The sequence below is a fragment of the Metapseudomonas boanensis genome (assembly GCF_042232855.1).
GTDB lineage: Bacteria > Pseudomonadota > Gammaproteobacteria > Pseudomonadales > Pseudomonadaceae > Metapseudomonas > Metapseudomonas boanensis.
In genome coordinates this window covers 2,971,572-2,994,910 of the sequence record NZ_CP113889.1, presented here as the reverse complement: position 1 = coordinate 2,994,910, position 23,339 = coordinate 2,971,572, and the positions used below count along the sequence as shown (strand labels likewise).

The following is a 23,339-nucleotide window of genomic DNA, read 5'->3' as shown; positions in this document are numbered from 1 at the left end:
ATGCGTTTTGTAGCCGCCCTGCTCCTCTGCCTTACCCTGCCGGCCCATGCCGAAGGTTTTATCAGTCGCCTGTTGAACAAGCCGGTTCCAGGTGGCGTCGCCGTAGTCCAGCTAGGCCCGGCCAGCCAGGCGCCAACCGCCAGCTATCAAGGTAAACCGGTGCTGATCGTGCATGAGGAAGGCCGCGACTGGATCGCCATTGTCGGTATCCCCCTGACCACCAAGCCCGGCCGGCAGCAGGTCCAGGTGCAAGACGCTGACGGCAGCCGCGCCCTGGCTTTCGAGGTCCGCAGCCGGGATTACAAGGAACAGCGCATCACCCTGAAAGACACGCGAAAGGTGAACCCGCTACCCGAGGACCTCAAACGCATCGATCGCGAACTGGCGGAGCAGACCAAGGCGTATCAGCGTTTCAGCCCTGGAACACCAAGCAACCTGCTATTCGACAAACCCGTCGACGGCCCGCTCTCCAGCCCTTTCGGCCTGCGCCGCTTCTTCAATGGCGAGGAGCGCAACCCGCACTCCGGCCTGGATTTCGCCGTCGGTGCCGGCACGCCCATCAAGGCTCCTGCGGCAGGTAAGGTGATCCTGATCGGCGATTACTTCTTCAATGGCCGCACCGTATTCCTCGACCACGGGCAAGGCCTGATCAGCATGTTCTGTCACATGTCCAAAGTGGACGTGAAGCTCGGCCAGCAGGTACCGCGTGGCGTAGCGGTCGGGCAGGTAGGCGCTACTGGACGGGCGACCGGCCCGCACATGCACTGGAATGTCAGCCTCAATGATGTGCGGGTCGACCCGGCCATCTTCATCGGTGCATTCAGGCCCTGATCCTACACCTGCGGTTAACGGCCTGCCGTGGGCGTGCGGCGATGGATTTGCTAAGGTCCCCCGGTTTACGGGGCTAGACCCCGCCCAGCGGATAGTCACAGGGAGCCGCCCATGCAGAGCGAATTCATCCACTGGCTGGAGTGGCTGCGGCAGCACGACGAGTTGCACACCATTGTCGCCTCCACCGTCCTCATCCTGCTCGCCTGGCTGTCCAACTGGCTGGTCAGGCGCATCCTGGTCCGCGGACTGTTCCACGCTGCTGGCGCCATTGTCCACGGTCGCGCTGCGCCGATCCAGGACCACGGCCTGATCAAGCGCCTGGCCAATGTGCTGCCGGCGCTGGTGCTGGCCGGCGGGGTGAAGGTCGTCCCCAACCTGCCAAGCAGCCTGGTGGAAGTGGTGACCAACGTCTGCGCTGCCTTCATCACCCTTACCATCGCCCTGGCCCTGAGCGCCGTGCTGGATATCGTCAACACCCTCTACCAGCGCCGCAAGGACGCCCACCTGCGGCCCATCAAGGGCTACTTGCAGGTGCTGAAGATCGCGATCTTCGCCATCGCCACGATCCTGATGATCGCCAGCCTGATCGACCGTTCGCCGCTGATCCTGCTCTCAGGCCTCGGTGCCATGGCCGCAGTGCTGATGTTGATCTTCCAGGACACCCTGCTGTCCCTGGTGGCGAGCGTGCAGATCACCTCCAATGACATCATCCGCGTCGGCGACTGGGTGGAGATGCCTCAGTTGAACGCCGACGGCGATGTGGTCGACATCGCCCTGCATACGGTGAAGGTGCAGAACTGGGACAAGACCATCACCACTATCCCCACCAAGCGTTTCATCACCGACTCGTTCAAGAACTGGCGTGGGATGCAGGAATCCGGCGGGCGGCGGATCAAGCGCTGCCTCTACCTGGATCAGAACAGCGTGCATTTCCTCAGCGACGAGGACATCGTCCAACTGCACCGCTTCCGCCTGCTGAACAGCTACCTCAAGACCAAGGAAAGCGAGCTGCTCAGCTGGAACAGCCAACTGGACGAGTCCAGCCGCCTACCAATCAACAGTCGCCAGTTGACCAACCTCGGCACGTTCCGCGCCTACGTGGAGAATTACCTGCGGGAAAACAGCGACATCCGCAAAGACATGACGCTGCTGGTGCGCCAACTTGCGGCAACCGCAGACGGCTTGCCGCTGGAGCTTTACTGCTTCACTGCCACCACTGTCTGGTCGCGCTACGAGGCTATCCAGTCCGACATCTTCGACCACCTGCTAGCGATCCTTCCGGAGTTCGGCCTGCGAGTCTTCCAGCACCCCAGCGGGGTCGACATGCGCGAGCTGCGGCTGCCCGCTGCACCGAAAGCCCCTTCCTGAGGTAGCGGTCGCGCCTGATCCTGACTCGCGAATGAGTGATGGCGCCATTCGCGAGCTGCCTCGCTTCATGCAAGAGCAACCAAATCAAGCCAAAGGCATCGTCAGCGCAATAAAATCTCACCCTTGAAGCGCCACCGATGTAATCCACCAATTTTTCAGCAAGACTTGCCATGTTCGCTCACGCCGAATAGGGTTACCCCCATGAAAACCGCACATACCCTCATTCTTCTGCGTCAACACGCCTGCCTGCGACTGGTCAGCCCGCGACTGCGTAGCTGAACCCGCCTCCGCCGCTGCTACCCATTTCGACTTGTCCGGGCTGCCCGCCAGACCCGAAGAAAAAGGATTTGCCCCATGTCCATGCTCAACGACCCGTCCCGCAAGTACCGTGCGTTCCCGGCCATCAACCTGCCCGACCGCACCTGGCCGTCCAAAACCATCACCGAAGTACCGATCTGGTGCAGCTCCGACTTGCGCGACGGCAACCAGTCGCTGATCGAGCCGATGGATGCGCCGAAAAAGCTGCGGTTCTTCGAGACACTGGTGAAAGTAGGCCTGAAAGAGATCGAGGTAGCGTTCCCTTCGGCCTCGCAGACGGATTTCGACTTCGTGCGCGATCTGATCGAGAACAACCGCATTCCGGACGATGTCACCATCCAGGTGCTGACCCAGGCTCGCGAAGATCTGATCACTCGCACCTTCGAGTCCCTTCGCGGAGCGAAGAAGGCCATCGTCCACGTCTATAACGCCACTGCGCCATCCTTCCGCCGCATCGTGTTCAACCAGGACAAGCAAGGCGTGATCGACATTGCGGTAAACGCCGCCACGCTGATCAAGAAGCTGGCCACCGAACAGCCGGAAACCCAGTGGACCTTCCAGTATTCGCCGGAAATCTTCAGCTCCACCGAGCTGGACTTCGCCGTAGAGGTCTGCGACGCCGTGATCAACGTGTGGCAACCGACACCGCAGAACAAAGTCATCCTCAACCTGCCGGCCACCGTGGAATGTGCCACGCCGAACATCTACGCCGACCAGATCGAGTGGTTCTGCCGGCATGTCAGCCGTCGCGACTCGGTGATCATCAGCCTGCACACCCACAACGACCGCGGCACTGGCGTCGCCGCCACCGAACTGGGCCTGATGGCCGGCGCTGACCGTGTCGAAGGCTGCCTGTTCGGCAATGGCGAACGCACCGGCAACGTCGACCTGGTGACCGTCGCACTGAACATGTACACGCAGGGCCTCCACCCTCAGCTGGATTTTTCCGACATCGATGCCGTGCGCAAGGTGGTCGAGGAGTGCAATCAGTTGCCGGTTCACCCGCGCCACCCTTATGTCGGCGACCTGGTGCATACCGCGTTTTCCGGTTCCCACCAGGACGCCATCCGCAAGGGCTTCGCCCAGCAGCAGGATGACGCGCTGTGGGAAGTGCCCTATTTGCCGATCGACCCGGCCGACATCGGCCGCAGCTACGAGGCGGTTATCCGCGTCAACAGCCAGTCCGGCAAGGGCGGCATCACCTTCCTGCTGGAGCAGGAGTACGGCATCAGCCTGCCGCGCCGCATGCAGATCGAATTCAGCCAGGTCGTGCAGAAGGAGACCGACCGCCTGGGCCTGGAAATGACTGCGCAGCAGATCTACCGCCTGCTCGAAAGCGAGTACCTGCAGGCCACTTCCCCGTACACCCTCAAAGGTCATCGCCTGCAGGAAGAGAACGGCACCAGCGCGGTGGATATCGAGGTTGCCGTCAAGGGTGAAACCCAGCACCTGCGCGGCATGGGCAAGGGACCGTTGGAAGCCCTGGTCGCCAGCCTGCCGGTCAAGGTGGAGATCATGGACTACTCCGAGCACGCTATCGGCTCCGGCACCAACGCCAAGGCTGCAGCCTACATCGAGCTGCGCGTCAACAACGGCCGCGCCCTGCATGGCATCGGCATCGACGAGAACCTGACCACGGCGAGCTTCCGCGCGCTGTTCAGCGCCCTCAACCGTGCGCTGAGCCAAGCTGAGGCCCAAGCGGCCTGAGGTTACTGCCGAACGGAAAAACCCCGCTTATAGCGGGGTTTTTCTTTGCTCACGCCCTCCGCAAGTCCAAGGGCAACGCCCAGGGCCGCAATCAGTGGCAGGCGCCCTCGTCACGCCAGACCTTGCCGCTGCCGTCCAGCCCGATGAAGGCCGGTTTGCCCGGCTCGTTGCCACGGGTCCACCAGCGGGCGAGGTACTCACGCCCCTTCCACTGCACCTTGTCACCAGTCTGGTACTCGGCGTTCGCTTTCCACTCGGGCTTGCAGGTGGCAGAGGTCGCCACCAGGCGGAGATAGCGGGCCGCCGCGGTAAGGAGGGGTATTCCGGACGCGTCTTAAGAGCGAGCGATCGACAGGCACCTCGGCACCGGGCTGGTGCCGAGGCGGAATGAGGTGGTCAGGGCTGGATGCTGAAGCTATCCGCATCCAGGTACGCGGGGAAGCGCTCGCGATAGGACGCCAGATGGGCCGCCGAAAGCGTAGCGAGGAACACGCCATCGCCCCCACCGGTATCCAGCATGGTTTCGCCTTGGAAATCGAGCACCTGGCTGTCGCCACTGTAGGCGTGGCCCTTGCCGTCCTCGCCGACGCGGTTCACTGCCGCGACGTAACAGAGGTTCTCCACCGCTCGGGCCGGCAGCAGTCGATTCCAGTGATGGCGGCGCGCTGCCGGCCAGTTCGCTGTGTACAGCAGCAGGTCGGTGCCGTGTGGGTCACGGCTCCATACCGGGAAGCGAAGGTCGTAACAGATAAGCGGGCGTATCCGCCAACCCTTCAGCTCGAACAGGGCCTGGGTTTCCCCCGGCGTGTAATGCTTGTGTTCGCCGGCCATGCGGAACAGGTGGCGTTTGTCGTAGTGCAGCACTTCACCATCCGGGCGCGCCCAAAGCAGGCGGTTACGGTGGCTGCCATCGGCGGCCCGGATGATCAGGCTGCCGGTGATCACGGCGTCAAGGCGTCGTGCCTGCGCTTGCAGCCAGGCATAGGTCGGGCCCTGCTCCGGTTCAGCCAGGACTTCGGACTCCATCGAGAAGCCGGTGGTGAACATCTCCGGCAGCACGACGAGATCGGCGCCCCGGGCCGATTCGAGCATGCCTTCGAAATGCGCAATGTTGGCGGCGCTGTCATGCCAGGCCAGCGTGGTCTGCACCAAGGCCAGCTTGAGGTCTGGTAGTGCGGTCAGATCGCGCATAGCTTTTCCGCCGCCTGACGCAGCGTCTCCTCACGTTTGGCGAAGCAGAAGCGCACCAGGCGCAGGTCCTTCGGTGGACTCTGGTAGAAGACCGACACGGGAATTGCGGCAACGCCATGCTCGCGGGTCAACCATTCGGACATGGCCACATCGTCAAGCTCGGGACGGATGGCGCTGTAATCCACCAACTGGAAGTAGGTACCCGGCGCCCGGGTGAAGCTGAAGCGCGAAACCGCCAGGAGGTCGCAGAAGAGATCGCGTTTGCCCTGGTAGAAACCTGGCAGCTCGGCCAGGTGCTCTGGGTGCTCGGCCATGAAGTCAGCCAGCGCCCACTGCAGCGGGGTTACGCCACAGAAGTTGACATATTGGTGCACTTTGCGCAGCTCGGCCGACAGTGCTGGCGGCGCTACGACGTAACCCGTCTTCCAACCCGTGACGTGGTAGGTCTTGCCAAACGAGCTGATGACGAAAGCACGCGCATACAACTCATCGTGCTGCAGGACACTCACATGCTGGGCGCCATCGAACAGCAGGTGTTCGTAGACCTCGTCCGAAATCAGGTAGATATCGCGATCCCGGATCAGCTCCGCGAGCTGGTCCAGTTCGACACGGGAAATCAGTGCCCCACTGGGGTTGTGCGGGCTGTTGATGATGATCAGCCGCGTCCGCGAACTGAGCGCATCGCGCATGCGCTGCCAGTCGATGGAGAAACCGGGCAGGGCCAGGGGCACATGGACGCAGCGACCGCCGGCCAACTCAACCGACGGCTCGTAGCTGTCGTAGGACGGGTCGAGGACGATCACTTCATCGCCGGCCCGCACCACGGCCTGGATCGCACAGAAGATCGCCTCGGTGGCGCCGGGGGTGATGGTCACCTCGCTATCGGAGCTGACCTGGCGGCGGTAGAAGGTCGCTACCTTCGCCGCAACCTGTTCACGCAATGCCGGCAAGCCGGTCATCGGCGCGTATTGGTTATGCCCGGCAGCAATGTGCCGACCGACCGCCTCGCAGAGAGCAGCCGGCGCGGCGAAATCAGGGAAGCCCTGGGACAGGTTGAGCGCGCCGGTTTCCGCGGCGAGCTGGGACATGCGGGTGAAAATCGTGGTGCCGACGTTGGGCAACTTGCTGTGGATCATTTCATCAGGCCGCTGGCGACTGGGAAGTGTGCATAGCTTAAAGCCTGAATGTGGTGGTCACCAACCTGAGCATGTCCTTGGCGGGGCACCGAGGCGTTTCGCGAATGAATTCGCCCCCTCAAAGGATGCCAGCCCCCACGAGGCATGAAAAAAGGGCGCCACCTGGGCGCCCTCTTCCGATCCAGCGAGTATCAACGCTTCTTGTCGCGGCGTTTCTTCTCTGCCTTCTTGTGGTGCGACATGAGCCGGCGCTTCTTGTTCACCTGGCGCTCTGTCAGGGTATTCTTCTTGCCTTCGTACGGGTTTTCGCCACCCTTGTACTCGATACGGATCGGCGTACCGACCAGGCGCAACACCCTTCTGTAAGTGTTTTCCAGGTAGCGGGTGTAGGAGCGCGGTACCGCATCCACCTGGTTGCCATGGATCACGATCAGCGGCGGGTTGGCACCGCCCAAGTGGGCATAACGCAGCTTGATGCGACGGCCGTTGACCATTGGCGGCTGGTGCTCCTGCACAGCATCCTCGAGGATCTGGGTCAGGCGGCTGGTGGGCCAGCGGGTAATGGCCGAGCGGAAGGATTCCTGCACCGATTTGTACAGATGCCCAACTCCGGTGCCGTGCAAGGCCGAGATGAAGTGGATGTCGGCGAAATCGACGAAGAAAAGCCGGCGTTCCAGTTCGGTCTTCACATAATCACGCTCGCTCGGCTCCATGCCATCCCATTTGTTCAGCGCGATGACCAGCGCACGGCCGGTCTCCAGCACGAACCCGAGCAGGTTCAGGTCGTGCTCGACCACCCCTTCGCGGGCATCCATGACGAAGATCACGACGTTGGCGTCCTGGATCGCCTGCAGCGTCTTGACCACTGAGAACTTTTCCACCGCTTCGAAGATCTTGCCGCGACGGCGCACACCGGCGGTGTCGATCAGGGTGTACTTCTCTTCGTTGCGCTCGAACGGAATGTAGATGCTGTCGCGCGTCGTACCGGCCTGGTCGTACACGATGACCCGCTCTTCACCGAGCATGCGGTTGACCAGGGTCGACTTGCCAACGTTGGGACGGCCGATGATGGCGATCTTGATGCCATCCTTCTCACTCGGCCCGGGCACGCGGCTCGGTTCGGCGCCTTCGGCAACTTCCTCAGCCTCGGAGGATTCGAGTTCGTCGGCATCCTTATCGCGGGGGAAAATACCCAGTGCTTCCTGCAGCATGTGGTTGATGCCGCGGCCGTGAGCTGCTGCGATCGGCAAGGCGTCACCCAGACCCAGCGGGCTGAACTCTGCTCGGGCCAGGTCAGGGTCAACGGTGTCGACCTTGTTCGCCACCAGAAAGCAGCGTTTGTTCCGCTTGCGCAGGTGCTCCGCGATCATCTGGTCGGCAGCGGTCATCCCTGCGCGGGAATCCACCATGAACAGCACGGCGTCTGCTTCTTCTATGGCCTGTAGGGACTGCGCGGCCATTTTCGCATCGATACCGTCCTCGTCGCCGGAGATTCCCCCGGTGTCAACGACGATGTAGGTACGCCCCTGCCACTTCGCCTCGCCATACTGGCGGTCACGGGTCAGACCGGCGTACTCCGCAACGATCGCGTTGCGGGTCTTGGTCAGGCGGTTGAACAAGGTGGACTTGCCCACGTTGGGCCGCCCCACCAGGGCGATTACGGGAACCATAAGGCTCTCCACTGATTAATTCTGAAAACACAAAGGCCGCTGCCGTCGAACGGCAGCGGCCGGACATCGTGGTTTAGCTTAGCGGATGGTCAGGGCGACCAGCTTGCCGCCGTTGCCATAGGCATACATCCACTCGCCAACCACCAGCGGCCGGGCACGCAGACCGTCACTGTCGACCTTCGTGCGGCCGACGAAATGACCGTCCACCTGGCTCAACAGGTGCACATAACCTTCGTAGTCACCTACCGCCACATAGCTGGAAAACACTTCAGGAGCCGACAGCTGGCGACGTGCCAGCGAGTCGTTGGTCCACAAGGCAGAGGCAGAGCGCTCGTCGATCCCTTCGACGCTACCATTGGCCAGGCTTACGTAAACGTTGCCGAATCCCTGCGCAACGCCGGCATAGCTGGAAGCTTCACGCTGCCAGAGCACGCGACCGCTCTCCAAGTCGAGCGCAGCGACGCGCCCCTGATACGTCGCGACATACAGCGTGTCGGCCGACAGCAGCAGCCCGCCGTCGATGTCTACCACACGATCCAGTTCGGAACGCCCCTGGGGAACGGCAACACGCTGCTCCCACACCGGAATGCCACGCTGGACGTCCAGGGCGATTACCTTGCCGCTGGACAGGCCGGCAACAGCCAGACGGTTGGTCACTACCGGGCCACCGGTTCCACGCAGGGTCAGCACAGCGGGCGTGTTCTCGAACATCCAGCGCTGGTTGCCGGTCGATGCATCGAAGGCGAACAGGGTGTCGTTCTGGGTCTGTACCACGACCACGTCACCATTGCTGGCTGGCGGCGCGAGTACTTCGCCATTGACGCGGGAACGCCATTTTTCTTCGCCCGTGCTGGCGTCCAGCGCCACCACTTCACCTTTCAGGGTACCGAGCATGACAAGGCCGGAACCCACACCAACGGCGCCGGAAACCGGGAGTTCGAGATCCTGCTTCCAGATCACATCGCCGTCGAAGCGGTTGATCGCCATGACCACGCCTTCGACATCGGCGGCGTAGATCACATCGCCATCGACCGCCGGAACCAGCAGGTTATAGGTTTCACCCTGGCCTTCGCCGATCGAACGGCTCCAGCCCTTCTCCAGCGATACTTCCTCGGTAATCTCAGGCAGCTCGGCAGGAGGCAGTTCCTTCTTGCTATTGCTGCTGCAACCGACAGCCAGGACGGCGAGGGCGAGCAGTGCGGCATTCTTCCAACGCATCACGTCAGGCGTCCCCTTTAGCCAGGTCGTCGATTTTCATCTGCAGGCCACCCACAGCAGCATCTTCTGGCAATGCGGCCTTGGCCTTCTGGTAGGCGGCATGAGCCTCGTCGGCACGCCCCAGTTGCACCAGGAAGTCACCCTTGAGCTCTTCACGGCTGGCAGCGAACGCCTTGTCAGCATCCCCCTCCAGCAGCTTCAGCGCATCCTCGGCTTTCCCTTGGGCGGCCAAGACCCGTGCCAGACGCTGGCGAGCCAGCTCGGCCAGGGTGTCGTCGGCGGGCTTGTCGAGTACAGTTTTGAGCTCGGCAGCGGCATCGTCGAGCTTACCGGCCTCGACCGCGACCTTGGCCACGAACAGACTACCGTACTGGGCGTAATGGCTACCGGCGAATTCGCTCTTCAGCTTGCCAGCGAGTTCTGCCACCTTGGCTGCATCGGGAGTGCCGCTCGGAGTAAGCGTCGTTTCCAGCAGCTGTTGGTACAGGATCGAAGCACCCTGTGCGTGGTTGGTCTGGTACTTCTGCCAGGCCTGCCATCCGAAGACCACGGCCAGCGCCAATACGCCGCCAGTGAGCAAGGGCTTGCCGTTGCGTTGCCACCAGTCCTTGAGCTCCGCAATCTGTTCTTCTTCGGTTTGCATGCTGATCCCTTACTCCTAATCGCTGAATGCTCAAGCCTGCGCCAGGCAGGCGGCCAGGTGCTCGGCAAGAGCATCCCAGGCAATGCTTTGTTGTTCGCTGTCATCACGCAGCGGCTTGAAACCTACCACGCGCTTGGCAAGTTCGTCGTCCCCCAGGATCAGGGCGTAGCGCGCCCCGCTCTTGTCGGCCTTCTTGAACTGGCTCTTGAAACTTCCGGCCCCGGCGTTGACCAGCAAGCGCACGCCCGGCAATGCATCGCGCAGCCGCTCGGCCAAGCCCAGGGCTGCCAGTTCGGCCGGCTCGCCGAAGGCGCAGAGATAGACATCCGCCGGTCTGCTTAGCTCTTCCGGCACCAGGTCGAGAGTTTCCAGCAGCAGCACAAGGCGTTCGACGCCCATCGCGTAACCAACACCCGGAGTCGGCTTGCCACCGAACTGGCTGACCAGTCCGTCGTAGCGGCCGCCGGCACAAACGGTGCCCTGGGCACCAAGCTTGTCGGTCACCCACTCGAAAACGGTACGGCCGTAATAGTCGAGGCCGCGGACCAGCTTCTGGTTGATCTCGTAGCGGATCCCGACGGCATCCAGGCGCGCCTTGAGCCCCTCGAAGTGGGCGATAGATTCTCCGTCCAGGTAGTCGTGCAAGGTCGGGGCGTCGACCAGGAGTGCCTGGGTGCCACCGTTCTTGCTGTCGAGGATGCGCAGCGGGTTGGTCGTCAGGCGGCGCTGGCTGTCTTCGTCCAGCAGGTCATAACGCTCCTGCAAGTACGCCACCAGGGCATCCCGGTAACGCGCACGCGCCTCGCTGGAGCCCAGGCTATTGAGTTGCAGGGTCACTGCGTCGGCGAGGCCGAGCTTTTTCCAAAGGCGCCAGGTCAGGACGATGAGCTCAGCGTCGATATCAGGCCCAGGTAGGTTGAAGACCTCGACACCCATCTGGTGGAACTGGCGATAACGGCCCTTCTGCGGCTTTTCGTAGCGGAACATCGGGCCGGCGTACCAGAGTTTCTGGACCTGGCCGCCGCCAGTGAGACCATGCTCCAGCATCGCCCGCACGCAGCCGGCAGTACCTTCTGGCCGCAGGGTCAGGGACTCTTCGTTGCGGTCGAGGAAGGTGTACATCTCCTTGTCGACCACGTCGGTGCCTTCGCCGATACCACGCGCGAACAGCTCGGTGAACTCGAGGATCGGCAGGCGGATTTCCTTGTAACCATAGCCATCCAGCAATTCCGCCAGGGTATTTTCCAGGTAACGCCAGGTGGGCGTCTGTTCCGGCAGGATGTCATTCATGCCACGGATAGCTTGCAGGGTCTTGCTCACGAGGATTCCTTAAATTCAGCTACGGGCGATGACCGCCGCATCAGCCTCGGCCTTTTCAGCCGCTTTCTGGCGGATCAGGCGCTCCAGCTCATCGACCAGGTTGTCATTGGTCAGTTTCTGAGCGGGCTTGCCGTCGATATAGACGAGGTTATTCGGTGTGCCACCGGTCAGGCCTACATGGGCCTCCTTGGCTTCACCGGGGCCGTTGACCACACAACCGATTACGGCGACATCCAGCGGGACCAGCAGGTCCTCAAGACGACCCTCCAGCTCGTTCATGGTCTTGACCACATCGAAGTTCTGCCGCGAGCAGCTCGGGCAGGCGATGAAGTTGATGCCGCGCGAACGCAGGTGGAGCGACTTGAGGATGTCGAAGCCGACCTTGACCTCTTCGACCGGATCGGCGGCCAGCGAGATACGGATAGTATCGCCAATACCTTCAGCCAGCAGCATGCCCAGGCCGACTGCGGACTTCACCGTTCCAGAACGCAGCCCGCCCGCCTCGGTGATACCGAGGTGCAGCGGCTGTACGATCTGCTTGGCCAGCAGGCGATAAGCTTCGACGGCCATAAAGACATCGGAGGCCTTGACGCTGACCTTGAAATCTTGGAAATCGAGCTTGTCGAGGTGTTCGACGTGGCGCATTGCGGACTCGACCAGTGCTTGCGGGGTCGGCTCGCCGTATTTTTTTTGCAGGTCCTTCTCCAGCGAACCAGCATTGACCCCGATGCGGATTGGAATGCCACGGTCGCGAGCTGCATCTACCACTGCCCTGACACGGTCCTCTCGGCCGATATTGCCGGGGTTGATGCGCAGGCAATCGACACCTAATTCAGCGACGCGCAAGGCAATCTTGTAGTCAAAGTGGATATCGGCAACCAGAGGTACCTGGACCAGCTGTTTGATCTTGCCAAAGGCTTCGGCTGCGTCCATGTCCGGCACGGATACGCGAACGATATCGACGCCTGCGTCAACCAGTCGCTGGATCTGGCCAACGGTAGCGGCGACATCGCAGGTGTCTGTGTTGGTCATGCTCTGCACCGCAATGGGCGCATCGCCGCCCACGGGAACAGAACCTACCCAGATTTTCCGGGAGTGACGGCGTTTGATCGGGGATTCGCAATGCATGGGTTACTGCCCCAACTTCAGGCGTGCGGTTTCGCCACGGACGAAGGGTGCGACGTCCACGGATTGGCCGTTGAAGCTAAGCTGCGCGCCGCGGGCGAAACCCAGACGGACTTCGAAGGGGACCTTGCCGGCCAACTCCAGGCTATCGCCGGTTCGCTTCAGAGCGCTGACCAGTACCTTGCCATCGGCGTCGGTAACCTGGGTCCAGCAGTTAGCAGTGAATTTGATACGTACGACCCCCTGCCCGGCGGCAACGGCCGGCGGCTGAGGTGCCGCAGCGGAAGCAGGATCAGAGGCAACTGCGGCAACGCTCGCTGCCGGTACTGCCGGTATTGCGGGCGCCGGAGCTGGAGCTGACGGCGCAGGTGCCGGTGCAGCCGGATTGGCAGGCGTTGGTATGGAGTCCTCAGGGGAGCCAGGGGGTGCCGGAGCCTCACTTGCCGGAGCAGAAGGCGCGGCCGGAGTCGCGTCGGGTGACGCGGCCTGATCAGGTTGGGCCGCCAGTTCAGGCGAAACCTGGACGGGCACGGGAGCCTCCCCCTCCTGGGCTTGTGCAGCGGCCTGGTCTTCGGGTTCATCCAGCGGGTGGATCTGCGTGGTGCCATCGGCACTCTCGACTTCCACATGTTCAAGACTGGCGTTGGCAGGCTCTTCCTTGCCACGCTGCGACTGCTCCTGCCACCAGAGGAAGCCGATACCACCAAGGGCCACCAGGATGACAAAGCTGACAATTCGCAGAACACTCTGCGACAGGCGCACAGGTTCTTCGATACGACCGAGGCTGTGCACACTGCTGCCCTTGGCATCGGTACCGGTGTACTGGTCGAACTCGTTCACCAGGCTAGCCTGGTCCATGCCCAACAACTTTGCGTAGGCGCGCACGTAGCCTCGGGCGAAGGTATGCCCCGGCAGCTGGTCGAACGCTCCAGCTTCGAGCTGGCGCAGGGCCTGCTCGGTCAGGTTGAGATGACGAGCGACCTCGTCGATGGTCCAGTCTTTGCCCTCGCGGGCGTGACGCAGGGTCTCGCCTGGGTTCGCGCGAGTCGCCGCTACAGCTTCGGGATGCGACGCTTTCATCATTGCTCCGAAAGGTATTGCTGATATTCCGGCGTACCGGGATAGAGTCGTTTGAGTTGCAGGCCCAGGGTGGCAGCCTGATCACGGTCTTCAAAAATCCGTGCCAGGCGCGAGCCGAGCAGCAGGCTCCGCGCATTCTGTGGGGCTATGCCGCTGAAACGCTTGTAATAATCACGTGCCGGGACGTACTGCTTTTCGTTGAACGAGAGCTGCGCCATCTCCAACAGCGCCAATGGCTGCTGACGATTGAGGCGCAGGGACTTCTCAAAATGCTGCTTGGCCAGCGGCACCTGCTGCATCTTCAACGCGGTCATGCCGAGGTTCTCGAAGACACGTGAGCGCTCTGGATAGAGGTTATCAGCGGCCGCTTCCTCGAAGCGCTCATAAGCGTCCTTGTAACGCCCCTGCTCGAAGAGGAAGCTGCCGTAGTTGTTCAGGATACGAGCATCCTTACGCGCCGATAGCGCCTTGCGGTAGTGCTCATCAGCCAGTTCAGGCTCGATCTCGCTCTGGAACACCAAGGCCAGTGCCGCATGTGCGTCGGCGTTCGAAGGATCCAGTTCCAGGGCTTTCTTCAGCGGTACCTTGGCCCGCTCCGAATCGCCCTGCTGCAGGTAACCGATGCCCAACTGGATATAGGCGTCACGCGCGGCATCACGCCCCTGGTCAGTCGTCATCGGATCGACGTGACCAGTCGACACGCAGGCAGCCAGCAGGCTAGCGAAAACAAGCAGCAGCATGGCGCGCAGGGTCATGGGTGTTCGTCCTTCAGTTCCGGTTCGCAGTATCGCGTGCAGTCTCAGCGTCAGCATTCAGCTGACGCACAGCGATATAGCGCTCGCTGCGGCGGGTGCGATCCATCACCTGGCCGACCAGCTGTCCACAGGCTGCGTCGATGTCTTCGCCACGCGTGGTGCGGACGGTGACATTGTGTCCGGCCTTGTGCAACAGGTCCTGGAAGCGGCGGATCGAGTTGTTGCTCGGCCGCTCATACCCCGAGTGCGGGAACGGGTTGAAGGGGATCAAGTTGATCTTGCAAGGGAAGTCCTTGAGCAACTCGATCATCTGCGCCGCGTGCGCGGGCTGGTCGTTGACGTCCTTAAGCAGGGTGTACTCGATCGTCAGCACGCGCTTTTCGCCAAGACGGGAGATATAGCGGCGGCAGGCGTCCAGTACCACAGCCAGCGGATACTTCTTGTTGATCGGTACCAACTCATTGCGCAGCGGGTCGTTGGGTGCGTGCAGCGACAACGCCAGCGATACATCGATCACTTCGCCAAGCTTGTCGATCATCGGGGCCACGCCCGAGGTGGACAGCGTGACTTTGCGCTTGGAGATACCGTAGCCGAGGTCGTCCATCATGATGTTCATGGCGGCGACCACGTTATCGAAATTCAGCAGCGGTTCGCCCATGCCCATCATCACCACGTTGGTGATGGCACGGTCGATCTTCGCCGGGATGGTGCCGAACGATTTGTTGGCGATCCAGACCTGGCCGATCACTTCAGCCGAAGTCAGGTCACTGTTGAAACCCTGCTTGCCGGTGGAGCAGAAGCTGCAATCCAGCGCACAGCCGGCCTGGGACGAAACGCAGAGCGTGCCGCGCCCTCCCTGGGGAATGTAAACAGTTTCAACGCAGCTACCGGAGGCCACGCGCACCACCCATTTGCGGGTGCCGTCGCTGGAAATGTCCTGACTGACCACTTCCGGGCCGCGAATCTCGGCAGAGGCCTTGAGCTTTTCGCGCAAGGCCTTGCCGATATTGCTCATGGCGTCGAAATCATCGACGCCAAAGTGGTGAATCCACTTCATCACCTGGCCGGCGCGGAAGCGCTTCTCCCCGATGGACTCGAAGAAGCTTTCCAGTTGCGGCTGGGTCAGGCCCAGCAGGTTCACTTTACCGGTCGATTCATTCATGGCTTCACCCTCGCGCGTTCGCCATTAGCGAATGCGAGCGCACACTTCGGTGGCGGCGAAGAAGTAAGCGATTTCGCGAGCAGCGGAAGCCTCGGAGTCGGAACCGTGAACGGCGTTTTCGTCGATGGAAACGGCGAAATCAGCGCGAATGGTGCCGGCGTCAGCTTTCTTCGGATCGGTAGCGCCCATCAGCTCACGGTTCTTGGCAATGGCGTTCTCGCCTTCCAGTACCTGAACGACAACCGGACCGGAGGTCATGAAGGAAACGAGGTCCTTGAAGAAGCCGCGCTCCTTGTGCTCGGCATAGAAGCCGCCGGCTTCGCGCTCGGACAGCTGGACCATCTTGGCCGCAACGACGCGCAGGCCAGCCTTTTCGAAGCGGGTGACGATCTCACCAACGACGTTCTTGGCAACGGCATCCGGCTTGATGATGGAGAGGGTACGTTCGACAGCCATGGAAAAACTCCAGAAACAAGGATTAAAGCGAAAAATTAAACCCGCGAATTATACGCGGGTTAAGGTTAAATGCGTAGGGCCGTAGCCCGAGGTCAATCTGCTTCTTCGATCCAGGCCGCCTGAATCGCCTCAAGGACCTTCTCGCCGCCACGCTGCGGATCGTCAGAGAAGTCAGGCAAGGCCAAGACCCAGGTATGCAGGTCGACGAAGTTGACAAAGCGCGGATCGACATCCGGCTTGGTTTCGGCGAGCTGGATGGCAATTTCCAGCACATCGATCCATTTAAGGCTCATGGCAAACTCCTCAGTGCCCTTCCGATACCTGGTTGATGGTGTACTTGGGTATCTCCACCACCAAGTCTTCGTCCGCCACCACTGCCTGGCAGGACAAGCGCGAATTAGGCTCCAGCCCCCAGGCCTTGTCGAGCATGTCGTCCTCCAGTTCGTCGGAAGGCTCCATGGAGTCGAATCCCTCCCGCACCACGACATGGCAGGTGGTGCAGGCACAGGACATCTCGCACGCATGCTCGATATCGATACCATTGCGCAGTGCAGCTTTCAGAATGCTCTCGCCCGGCTGCGCTTCGACCACAGCCCCCTCTGGGCAATGCTCGGCATGGGGCAGGAATATGATCTGCGGCATCTCTGGGTCATTCCTCGATTTCATTGAGCCGGCGGCCGGACAATGCCGCTTTGACAGCGGCGTCCATGCGACGCGCGGCGAATGCGTCGGTCACCTGCGACAAACGCTTGATCTGCATCTCGATGGCGACGACATCAGTGCCACCGGCCAGTTCACGCAGGGTTTGCATGCTATCTAGAATGGCAGCGCGCTCAGTCTCATCGAGCAGGCGCTCGCCATCAGCATCCACTGCCGCCTGAACCGCTTCGAGCAAGCGCTCTGCCTCAACCTGTTGCTCGCGCAGCGCACGGGCGTTCTTGTCTTCGCCGGCATGCTGGAAGGAGTCCTTCAGCATGCGCGAGATCTCACCATCGGTCAGGCCGTAGGAGGGCTTGACCTGGATGCTTGCCTCGACGCCGGAGGCCAGCTCACGAGCCGTTACCCCGAGCAGTCCATCGGCATCCACCTGGAAGGTCACACGAATCTTCGCCGCACCCGCCACCATCGGCGGGATACCGCGCAAGTCGAAACGCGCCAGGGACCGGCAATCCTTGATCAGCTCGCGCTCACCCTGAAGCACGTGGATCATCATGGCCGTCTGGCCATCCTTATAGGTCGTGAAGTCCTGCGCCCTGGCCACCGGAATGGTGGTATTGCGAGGAATCACCTTTTCCATCAGCCCACCCATGGTTTCCAGACCAAGGGAAAGCGGAATCACATCAAGTAGCAGGAGCTCCTCGCCACGTTTGTTGCCCGCCAGGGTATCCGCCTGGACCGCAGCACCGATGGCAACGACCTGATCCGGATCGATATCGGTCAGCGGCTCCCTGCCGAACATTTCAGCTACCGCTGAGCGCACACGCGGTACACGAGTCGAGCCACCGACCATGACCACTGCCTCGACCTCGTCGACCTCTATGCTCGCATCGCGGACAGCACGACGGCACGCTTTCAGGCTACGAGCCACCATGGGCTCGATCAGGGCATCGAACTGCTCGCGAGTCAGCGTGCCGCGCCAATCGCCATAGGCCAGCTCAACGTTATCAACGTGAGTGAGGGCTTCTTTCGCCTCGCAGGCTGCACGCAGCAGGCTACGCTGGGCGCCCGGATCAAGATCCGCCGACAACCCCGCCTGCTGAACCATCCAGCCCGCAATGGCATGATCAAAGTCATCGCCACCCAGCGCGCTATCGCCGCCAGTAGCCATCACTTCGAATACCCCGCGCGTCAGGCGCAGGATGGAAATATCGAAAGTACCGCCACCCAGGTCATAGATGGCAACGACTCCCTCAGCCTGCTTGTCCAGACCATAAGCAACTGCTGCAGCCGTAGGCTCATTGAGCAGGCGCAGGACATTGAGCCCCGCAAGACGCGCAGCATCCTTGGTAGCCTGGCGCTGGGCTTCGTCGAAATAAGCAGGAACCGTAATCACCGCACCGACCAGGTCGCCGCCCAGGCTTTCCTCGGCACGCTGACGCAGGACCTTGAGGATGTCTGCCGACACTTCAACAGGGCTCTTGGCGCCCTGGACAGTGTCGATGAACGGCATCTGCGACTCGCCACCAATGAAGCGGTAAGGCAGTTGATCGCCCAGGAGCTTCACATCCTCCAGGCCACGCCCCATGAAGCGCTTTACCGATAGGATGGTGTTCAAGGGATCACTGGCGGCGGCCTGCTTGGCAGAGTGCCCCACTTCGACGCGATCAGCGTGGTAACGCACTGCCGACGGGAGGATCACCTGCCCCTCAGCATCCGGCAGCGGCTCGGAAACGCCGCTACGCACTGCGGCGACCAGAGAATTGGTGGTACCCAGGTCAATACCCACCGCCAGACGGCGCTGGTGCGGCTGGGGGCTTTGCCCGGGTTCAGCGATCTGCAGTAAGGCCATGCTTGTCTATTTGTCAGGCGTACCGACAACCGAGGCGGTAACGCGGGTTAATCGTCGAGGCGCTCTTCCAGTTGGCGCACTTCGTGGGTCAGCTTGTCGAGAAATTGCATGCGCCGCATAAGCCGCTCAGCCTCCTCACGGCGCTCAGGATCGTCCCAGCATTCCGCAAAATCGCTATCCAGCTCGCCCTGTGCAACCTTGAGTCTCCGCTTGAAGGCGGCAACACCTGCAAGATCGGCACTCTCCTGCAACTCCTCCAACTCTTCACGCCACTGCATCTGCTGCAGGAGGAAGTGCGGATCCTGCACCGTCGCCTCAAGGGGTAACTGCTGCCCTTTCAAGGCCAACAGGTACAAGGCCCTGCGCGGCGGACTCTTAAGCGTCTGGTACGCATCGTTGAGTTGCGCCGCATGCTCCAACGCCAGCCGCTGTTCGCGCTCGGAAGCATCAGCGAAACGATCTGGGTGGACACTGCGCGCCAACTCGCGATAACGAGCAGCAAGCTGCTCGAGATCAATACGAAAATCCGGCTTCAGGTCGAACAGTGCGAAATGGCAAGGAGTTCCCACACTGGCCTCAGACGTTGAAGCTCTCGCCGCAGCCACATTCGCCGCGCACGTTCGGATTGTTGAACTTGAAGCCCTCGTTGAGCCCCTCACGGACGAAGTCCAGCTCGGTGCCATCGAGATAAGTCAGGCTTTTGGGATCGATGATCACCTTCACGCCATGACTCTCGAAGACCAGGTCGTCAGAGGTCACTTCGTCGACAAACTCGAGCACGTAAGCGAGGCCGGAGCAGCCGGTCGTACGCACCCCAAGACGGATACCCTCGCCCTTGCCGCGCCCCTCGATCGAGCGACGCACGTGGCTGGCGGCGGATTCGGTCATGCTGATGGCCATTGCAACTCCTTACTCGTTCGAGCGCTTAGAGCAGACCCTTTTTCTGCTTGTAGTCGTGGACAGCCGCTTTGATGGCGTCCTCGGCCAGTACCGAGCAGTGAATCTTCACCGGCGGCAGAGCGAGCTCTTCGGCGATGGTAGTGTTCTTGATCGAGGCCGCCTCATCCAGAGTCTTGCCCTTCATCCACTCAGTAGCGAGCGAGCTGGAAGCAATCGCGGAACCGCAGCCATAGGTCTTGAACTTAGCGTCTTCGATGACGCCCTCTTCATTGACCTTGATCTGCAGACGCATCACGTCGCCACATGCCGGAGCGCCGACCATGCCGGTGCCCACGTTCGGATCCTGCGCGTCGAGCTTGCCGACGTTGCGCGGGTTTTCGTAATGGTCGATGACCTTTTCGCTGTATGACATGGTAGTTATTCCTCGCTCATCAGGGGGGCGTCAGTGCGCCTGCCATTCGACCTGGGAGAGGTCGACGCCCTCTTTGTACATATCCCACAGTGGGGACAATTCGCGGAGCTTGCTCACTGCCTCACGAACCTTGGCAGCCGCGTAGTCAACCTCTTCTTCGGTCGTGAAACGGCCAAAGGTGAAGCGAATGGAGCTGTGCGCCAGCTCATCGTTACGACCCAGAGCACGCAGCACATAGGACGGCTCAAGGGAGGCCGAAGTACAGGCCGAGCCCGAGGACACCGCAAGGTCCTTCAGCGCCATGATCAGGGATTCGCCCTCAACGTAGTTGAAGCTGACATTGAGGTTATGCGGCACGCGAGAAGTAGCGCTTCCGTTCAAATAGACCTCCTCCATGCCATCGATTTGCGCCCAAAAACGATCAGCAAGCGCCTTGATACGCTTGGTCTCGCTGGCCATCTCCTGCTTGGCGATATGAAACGCCTCGCCCATGCCAACGATCTGGTGGGTCGCCAGAGTGCCGGAACGCATGCCACGCTCGTGACCACCGCCATGCATCATGGCTTCCAGACGCACGCGCGGTTTACGACGCACATAAAGGGCACCAATGCCTTTCGGGCCGTAGGTCTTGTGGGCGGAGAAAGACATCAGGTCGACCTTGAGTTTCTCGAGATCGATCTCGACCTTGCCGGTGGACTGGGCAGCATCGACATGGAACAGCACGCCGCGGGAGCGGGTCAGCTCGCCAATGGCCGCGATGTCATTGATTGTGCCGATCTCGTTGTTCACGTGCATGACCGAGACCAGAATGGTGTCGTCGCGGAGCGCGGCCTCGACCATCGCCGGGGTAATCAGACCGTCTTCACCCGGCTCCAGGTAGGTGACCTCGAAGCCTTCACGCTCGAGCTGGCGAGTGGTATCCAACACCGCCTTGTGCTCGATCTTCGAAGTGATGATGTGCTTGCCCTTGCTGCTGTAGAAGTGTGCCACGCCCTTGATCGCGAGGTTATCGGACTCAGTGGCACCGGAGGTCCAGACGATCTCGCGCGGATCGGCATTCACCAGCTCAGCCACCTGACGACGGGCATTTTCCACCGCCTCTTCAGCCTTCCAGCCGAACACGTGGGAACGCGAGGCCGGGTTACCGAAATTGCCATCGACCAGCAGGCATTCGCTCATTTTCTGGGCAACCCGCGGATCCACTGGCGTGGTGGCGGAGTAGTCGAGGTAAATCGGCAATTTCATCTGGGCTCTCCTATCAGGTATCGGGGCCAATCCGGCCAGCGCCCTGCTCAATCGATGGCGGACGCTTCAATCTTATCGAGGTGTGACGCCCTGTCGCTGCTTCCACAACGGCGTTGATCCTGTCGCTGAGCGACTTCCTGGACCTCGCGACGGTTGACGAGGTCAGCCAGACTGATGCCGCTGAGGAACTCGTGGATCTGCAGACTCAGGTCGCACCACAGGTGGTGGGTCAGACAGGTATCGCCGGAGTGGCAGTCGCCCAACCCCTGGCAACGGGTGGCATCCACAGACTCATTGACCGCATCAATCACTTGAGCCACGTGAATCCCGTGCATATCACGGGACAGCTGGTAACCGCCGCCCGGGCCACGCACACTGCTAACCAGGTTGCCACGACGCAACTTGGCAAAAAGCTGTTCGAGATAAGACAGAGATATGCCCTGCCGCTCGGAGATATCGGCCAGAGAAACCGGCCCATGCTGCGCATGCAGCGCCAAGTCAAGCATGGCGGTGACGGCGTAACGGCCTTTGGTGGTCAATCGCATGGTGGATACCACGGAATCGCTGAAGTGCAGCGAGTATGCAATTCCCGACTATTTAAGTCAACTATAAGACCTATCAAAACAGTCGGGATTACATCTTGCAGGGGCGCGCATCATAGCAGAAACCGCGCCCCTGGTGGGGCATCAGGAAACCGGCTTGCTTTCCTCGTCCTTGACCCCCGCAAAATCTTCCTCGCGAAGCTCCGGCAGGGCCTTGGCGCAGTAGTCACTGCCCAGAGCGGTAAGCGCCTTGCACATGCCATCAAGCCGCTCATCCACGGCCTGCACATGATCCAACAAGTGACCGATCGCACGCGCTACAGGGTCGGGCATATCCTGGCCGACACCGTAAGCATCGAACCCGAATCGCTCGGCAATCGCCTGGCGCTTGGCCTCCTGCTCCGGATCGACCTTGACGATGATCCGCCCCGGAATACCAACTGCGGTAGCACCAGCCGGAACAGCTTTGGTCACCACGGCATTGGAGCCGATCTTGGCCCCGGCACCCACAGTGAACGGTCCAAGCACCTTGGCACCCGCCCCCACCACGACACCATCCTCAAGCGTCGGGTGGCGCTTGCCCTTGTTCCAACTGGTGCCACCCAGGGTCACACCCTGGTAGAGCGTGACATCATCACCGATCTCGGCCGTCTCGCCGATGACGATACCCATCCCATGATCGATGAAGAATCGGCGACCGATCTTCGCCCCTGGATGAATCTCGATCCCAGTGAACCAGCGACCAAAATTCGACACCAGGCGCGCAACCCACTTCCAGCCAGCCACCCAAAGGGCATGGGCGATACGATGCAGCCAGATTGCGTGCAACCCTGGATAACACGTGAGCACCTCGAAGGCATTGCGCGCCGCCGGATCTCGGTGGAAAACGCTTTGAATGTCTTCTCGCATGCGCTCTAACATCAGGAGTCTCTCCGCTTCTGTATTTCCCCACGCGCAGCCTTCTGGGTCTCAGTAAGGATGCCACGCAGGATGTTCATCTCAAGCTTGCTGATTCCACTGCGCCCGTAAAGTCGACGCAGACGCGACATCAGGTGACGCGGCTTTTCTGGATCAAGGAAACCGATCTCCACCAGCGTGCTTTGGAGGTGCCCATAGAAAAGCTCCAGCTCGTCCATGGTCACCGGCACTGCATTGAGCATCGCAGTGGTTTCCAGCTTCTCCGTCTTGCTGGGCTTGCCCTCCGCCGCCAGCCAGGCCATGCGCACCTCATAGGTCAGTACCTGGACCGCAGCCGCGAGATTGAGGGAAGAGAAATCCGGATCGGAGGGGATATGCACATGGAACTGGCAACGCTGCAGCTCCTCATTGGTCAGGCCGGCATACTCGCGACCGAACACCAGCGCGACTTCACCACCCTGCTGGACCTGCTCAACCGTAGCGCGCCCGCACTCACGCGGATCGAGCAACGGCCACGGAATGCGCCGGTCGCGGGCGCTGGTACCAAGCACCAGACTGCAACCCACCAGCGCTTCTTCCAGGGTATTGACCACCTGGGCATTGGCCAACAGGTCGTCGGCCCCGGACGCGCGGGCAAGCGCCTCCACGCTGGGAAAATCCTCGGGATCGACCAGGACTAGGCGCGACAGACCCATGTTCTTCATGGCGCGCGCGGCACCACCGATATTGCCGGGATGACTGGTATTGACCAGCACCACACGAATGTTATGCAGCAACGCCTTGCCTCTTACCAGAACGCCAGGGGGAGCGGAATATTACCGGAGCCCTCGCCC

25 protein-coding genes are annotated in these 23,339 nt (G+C 61.3%); 3 read left to right on the top strand and 22 right to left on the bottom strand.

Translation table 11 applies throughout. The features are described from left to right. The 3 genes from OXH74_RS13840 (at position 1) to leuA (ending at position 4,224) form a co-directional block, all read left to right on the top strand. Positions 1 to 831 carry a peptidoglycan DD-metalloendopeptidase family protein gene (locus OXH74_RS13840; RefSeq protein WP_375737525.1) on the top strand — a complete coding sequence of 277 codons (831 nt, stop codon included), beginning with the start codon at positions 1 to 3 and terminating at the stop codon, positions 829 to 831. 111 nt (positions 832 to 942) lie between these two features. Next, the gene (locus OXH74_RS13835; RefSeq protein ID WP_375737524.1) at positions 943 to 2,199 is read left to right on the top strand and encodes a mechanosensitive ion channel family protein; all 1,257 of its coding nucleotides are present in this window, start codon (positions 943 to 945) and stop codon (positions 2,197 to 2,199) included. Positions 2,200 to 2,553: 354 nt separating this feature from the next. Continuing rightward, positions 2,554 to 4,224, top strand: coding sequence for a 2-isopropylmalate synthase (gene leuA / locus OXH74_RS13830; RefSeq protein ID WP_375737523.1), 1,671 nt, complete (start codon positions 2,554 to 2,556; stop codon positions 4,222 to 4,224). Between the two features lie 91 nt (positions 4,225 to 4,315). Here leuA and OXH74_RS13825 read toward each other — a convergent pair whose 3' ends face one another. From OXH74_RS13825 to trmJ, 22 genes are all read right to left on the bottom strand, one after another. Beyond that, positions 4,316 to 4,507 (bottom strand): carbohydrate-binding protein, encoded by a 192-nt coding sequence (locus tag OXH74_RS13825; protein WP_375737522.1) that lies wholly within the window; start codon positions 4,505 to 4,507, stop codon positions 4,316 to 4,318. A gap of 113 nt (positions 4,508 to 4,620) precedes the next feature. Next, on the bottom strand, positions 4,621 to 5,415 hold the full coding sequence (locus OXH74_RS13820; RefSeq protein ID WP_375737521.1) for an amidohydrolase: 795 nt from the start codon (positions 5,413 to 5,415) through the stop codon (positions 4,621 to 4,623). After that, the gene (locus OXH74_RS13815; protein ID WP_375737520.1) at positions 5,403 to 6,551 is read right to left on the bottom strand and encodes a pyridoxal phosphate-dependent aminotransferase; all 1,149 of its coding nucleotides are present in this window, start codon (positions 6,549 to 6,551) and stop codon (positions 5,403 to 5,405) included. Before OXH74_RS13815 ends, OXH74_RS13820 begins: the two co-directional genes overlap by 13 nt. 191 nt (positions 6,552 to 6,742) lie before the next feature. Continuing rightward, a complete protein-coding gene (gene der / locus OXH74_RS13810; RefSeq protein ID WP_375737519.1) occupies positions 6,743 to 8,221 on the bottom strand; it encodes a ribosome biogenesis GTPase Der in 1,479 nt (492 codons plus the stop codon). 78 nt (positions 8,222 to 8,299) lie between these two features. Continuing rightward, on the bottom strand, positions 8,300 to 9,439 hold the full coding sequence (gene bamB, locus OXH74_RS13805; protein ID WP_375737518.1) for an outer membrane protein assembly factor BamB: 1,140 nt from the start codon (positions 9,437 to 9,439) through the stop codon (positions 8,300 to 8,302). A gap of 4 nt (positions 9,440 to 9,443) precedes the next feature. Then, positions 9,444 to 10,082 (bottom strand): YfgM family protein, encoded by a 639-nt coding sequence (locus tag OXH74_RS13800; RefSeq protein ID WP_375737517.1) that lies wholly within the window; start codon positions 10,080 to 10,082, stop codon positions 9,444 to 9,446. A gap of 30 nt (positions 10,083 to 10,112) precedes the next feature. Next, positions 10,113 to 11,402, bottom strand: coding sequence for a histidine--tRNA ligase (hisS, locus tag OXH74_RS13795; RefSeq protein ID WP_375737516.1), 1,290 nt, complete (start codon positions 11,400 to 11,402; stop codon positions 10,113 to 10,115). 15 nt (positions 11,403 to 11,417) lie between these two features. Next, complete coding sequence (gene ispG, locus OXH74_RS13790) at positions 11,418 to 12,530, bottom strand: flavodoxin-dependent (E)-4-hydroxy-3-methylbut-2-enyl-diphosphate synthase (RefSeq protein ID WP_215378306.1); 1,113 nt, start codon at positions 12,528 to 12,530, stop codon at positions 11,418 to 11,420. A 3-nt stretch (positions 12,531 to 12,533) separates the two neighbouring features. Continuing rightward, positions 12,534 to 13,607 (bottom strand): RodZ domain-containing protein, encoded by a 1,074-nt coding sequence (locus OXH74_RS13785; RefSeq protein ID WP_375737515.1) that lies wholly within the window; start codon positions 13,605 to 13,607, stop codon positions 12,534 to 12,536. Next, on the bottom strand, positions 13,607 to 14,362 hold the full coding sequence (gene pilW, locus OXH74_RS13780; protein ID WP_215378302.1) for a type IV pilus biogenesis/stability protein PilW: 756 nt from the start codon (positions 14,360 to 14,362) through the stop codon (positions 13,607 to 13,609). The genes OXH74_RS13785 and pilW overlap by 1 nt, the downstream gene beginning before the upstream one ends. Before the next feature lie 13 nt (positions 14,363 to 14,375). Continuing rightward, entirely contained in the window at positions 14,376 to 15,524 is a 1,149-nt protein-coding gene (gene rlmN, locus OXH74_RS13775) for a 23S rRNA (adenine(2503)-C(2))-methyltransferase RlmN (RefSeq protein WP_375737514.1), read from the bottom strand. 24 nt (positions 15,525 to 15,548) lie between these two features. After that, a complete protein-coding gene (ndk, locus tag OXH74_RS13770; RefSeq protein ID WP_215378295.1) occupies positions 15,549 to 15,980 on the bottom strand; it encodes a nucleoside-diphosphate kinase in 432 nt (143 codons plus the stop codon). 92 nt (positions 15,981 to 16,072) lie between these two features. Further along, positions 16,073 to 16,273, bottom strand: coding sequence for a Fe-S cluster assembly protein IscX (iscX, locus tag OXH74_RS13765; RefSeq protein ID WP_215378292.1), 201 nt, complete (start codon positions 16,271 to 16,273; stop codon positions 16,073 to 16,075). Positions 16,274 to 16,283: 10 nt separating this feature from the next. Then, complete coding sequence (fdx, locus tag OXH74_RS13760; RefSeq protein ID WP_375737513.1) at positions 16,284 to 16,622, bottom strand: ISC system 2Fe-2S type ferredoxin; 339 nt, start codon at positions 16,620 to 16,622, stop codon at positions 16,284 to 16,286. A gap of 7 nt (positions 16,623 to 16,629) precedes the next feature. Continuing rightward, positions 16,630 to 18,489, bottom strand: coding sequence for a Fe-S protein assembly chaperone HscA (gene hscA, locus OXH74_RS13755; protein ID WP_375737512.1), 1,860 nt, complete (start codon positions 18,487 to 18,489; stop codon positions 16,630 to 16,632). A 47-nt stretch (positions 18,490 to 18,536) separates the two neighbouring features. Then, entirely contained in the window at positions 18,537 to 19,058 is a 522-nt protein-coding gene (gene hscB, locus OXH74_RS13750) for a co-chaperone HscB (RefSeq protein WP_215378434.1), read from the bottom strand. A gap of 7 nt (positions 19,059 to 19,065) precedes the next feature. Next, positions 19,066 to 19,389, bottom strand: a complete 324-nt coding sequence (gene iscA, locus OXH74_RS13745; RefSeq protein ID WP_215378282.1) for an iron-sulfur cluster assembly protein IscA — start codon at positions 19,387 to 19,389, stop codon at positions 19,066 to 19,068. Positions 19,390 to 19,414: 25 nt separating this feature from the next. Then, positions 19,415 to 19,801 carry a Fe-S cluster assembly scaffold IscU gene (gene iscU / locus OXH74_RS13740; protein ID WP_215378279.1) on the bottom strand — a complete coding sequence of 129 codons (387 nt, stop codon included), beginning with the start codon at positions 19,799 to 19,801 and terminating at the stop codon, positions 19,415 to 19,417. Positions 19,802 to 19,831: 30 nt separating this feature from the next. Next, positions 19,832 to 21,046, bottom strand: a complete 1,215-nt coding sequence (locus OXH74_RS13735; RefSeq protein ID WP_375737511.1) for an IscS subfamily cysteine desulfurase — start codon at positions 21,044 to 21,046, stop codon at positions 19,832 to 19,834. Positions 21,047 to 21,093: 47 nt separating this feature from the next. Next, complete coding sequence (iscR, locus tag OXH74_RS13730) at positions 21,094 to 21,591, bottom strand: Fe-S cluster assembly transcriptional regulator IscR (RefSeq protein ID WP_215378273.1); 498 nt, start codon at positions 21,589 to 21,591, stop codon at positions 21,094 to 21,096. A gap of 141 nt (positions 21,592 to 21,732) precedes the next feature. Further along, on the bottom strand, positions 21,733 to 22,509 hold the full coding sequence (gene cysE, locus OXH74_RS13725) for a serine O-acetyltransferase (RefSeq protein WP_375737510.1): 777 nt from the start codon (positions 22,507 to 22,509) through the stop codon (positions 21,733 to 21,735). Then, the gene (gene trmJ / locus OXH74_RS13720) at positions 22,509 to 23,282 is read right to left on the bottom strand and encodes a tRNA (cytosine(32)/uridine(32)-2'-O)-methyltransferase TrmJ (protein ID WP_375737509.1); all 774 of its coding nucleotides are present in this window, start codon (positions 23,280 to 23,282) and stop codon (positions 22,509 to 22,511) included. The genes cysE and trmJ overlap by 1 nt, the downstream gene beginning before the upstream one ends. Positions 23,283 to 23,339: the final 57 nt, after the last annotated feature.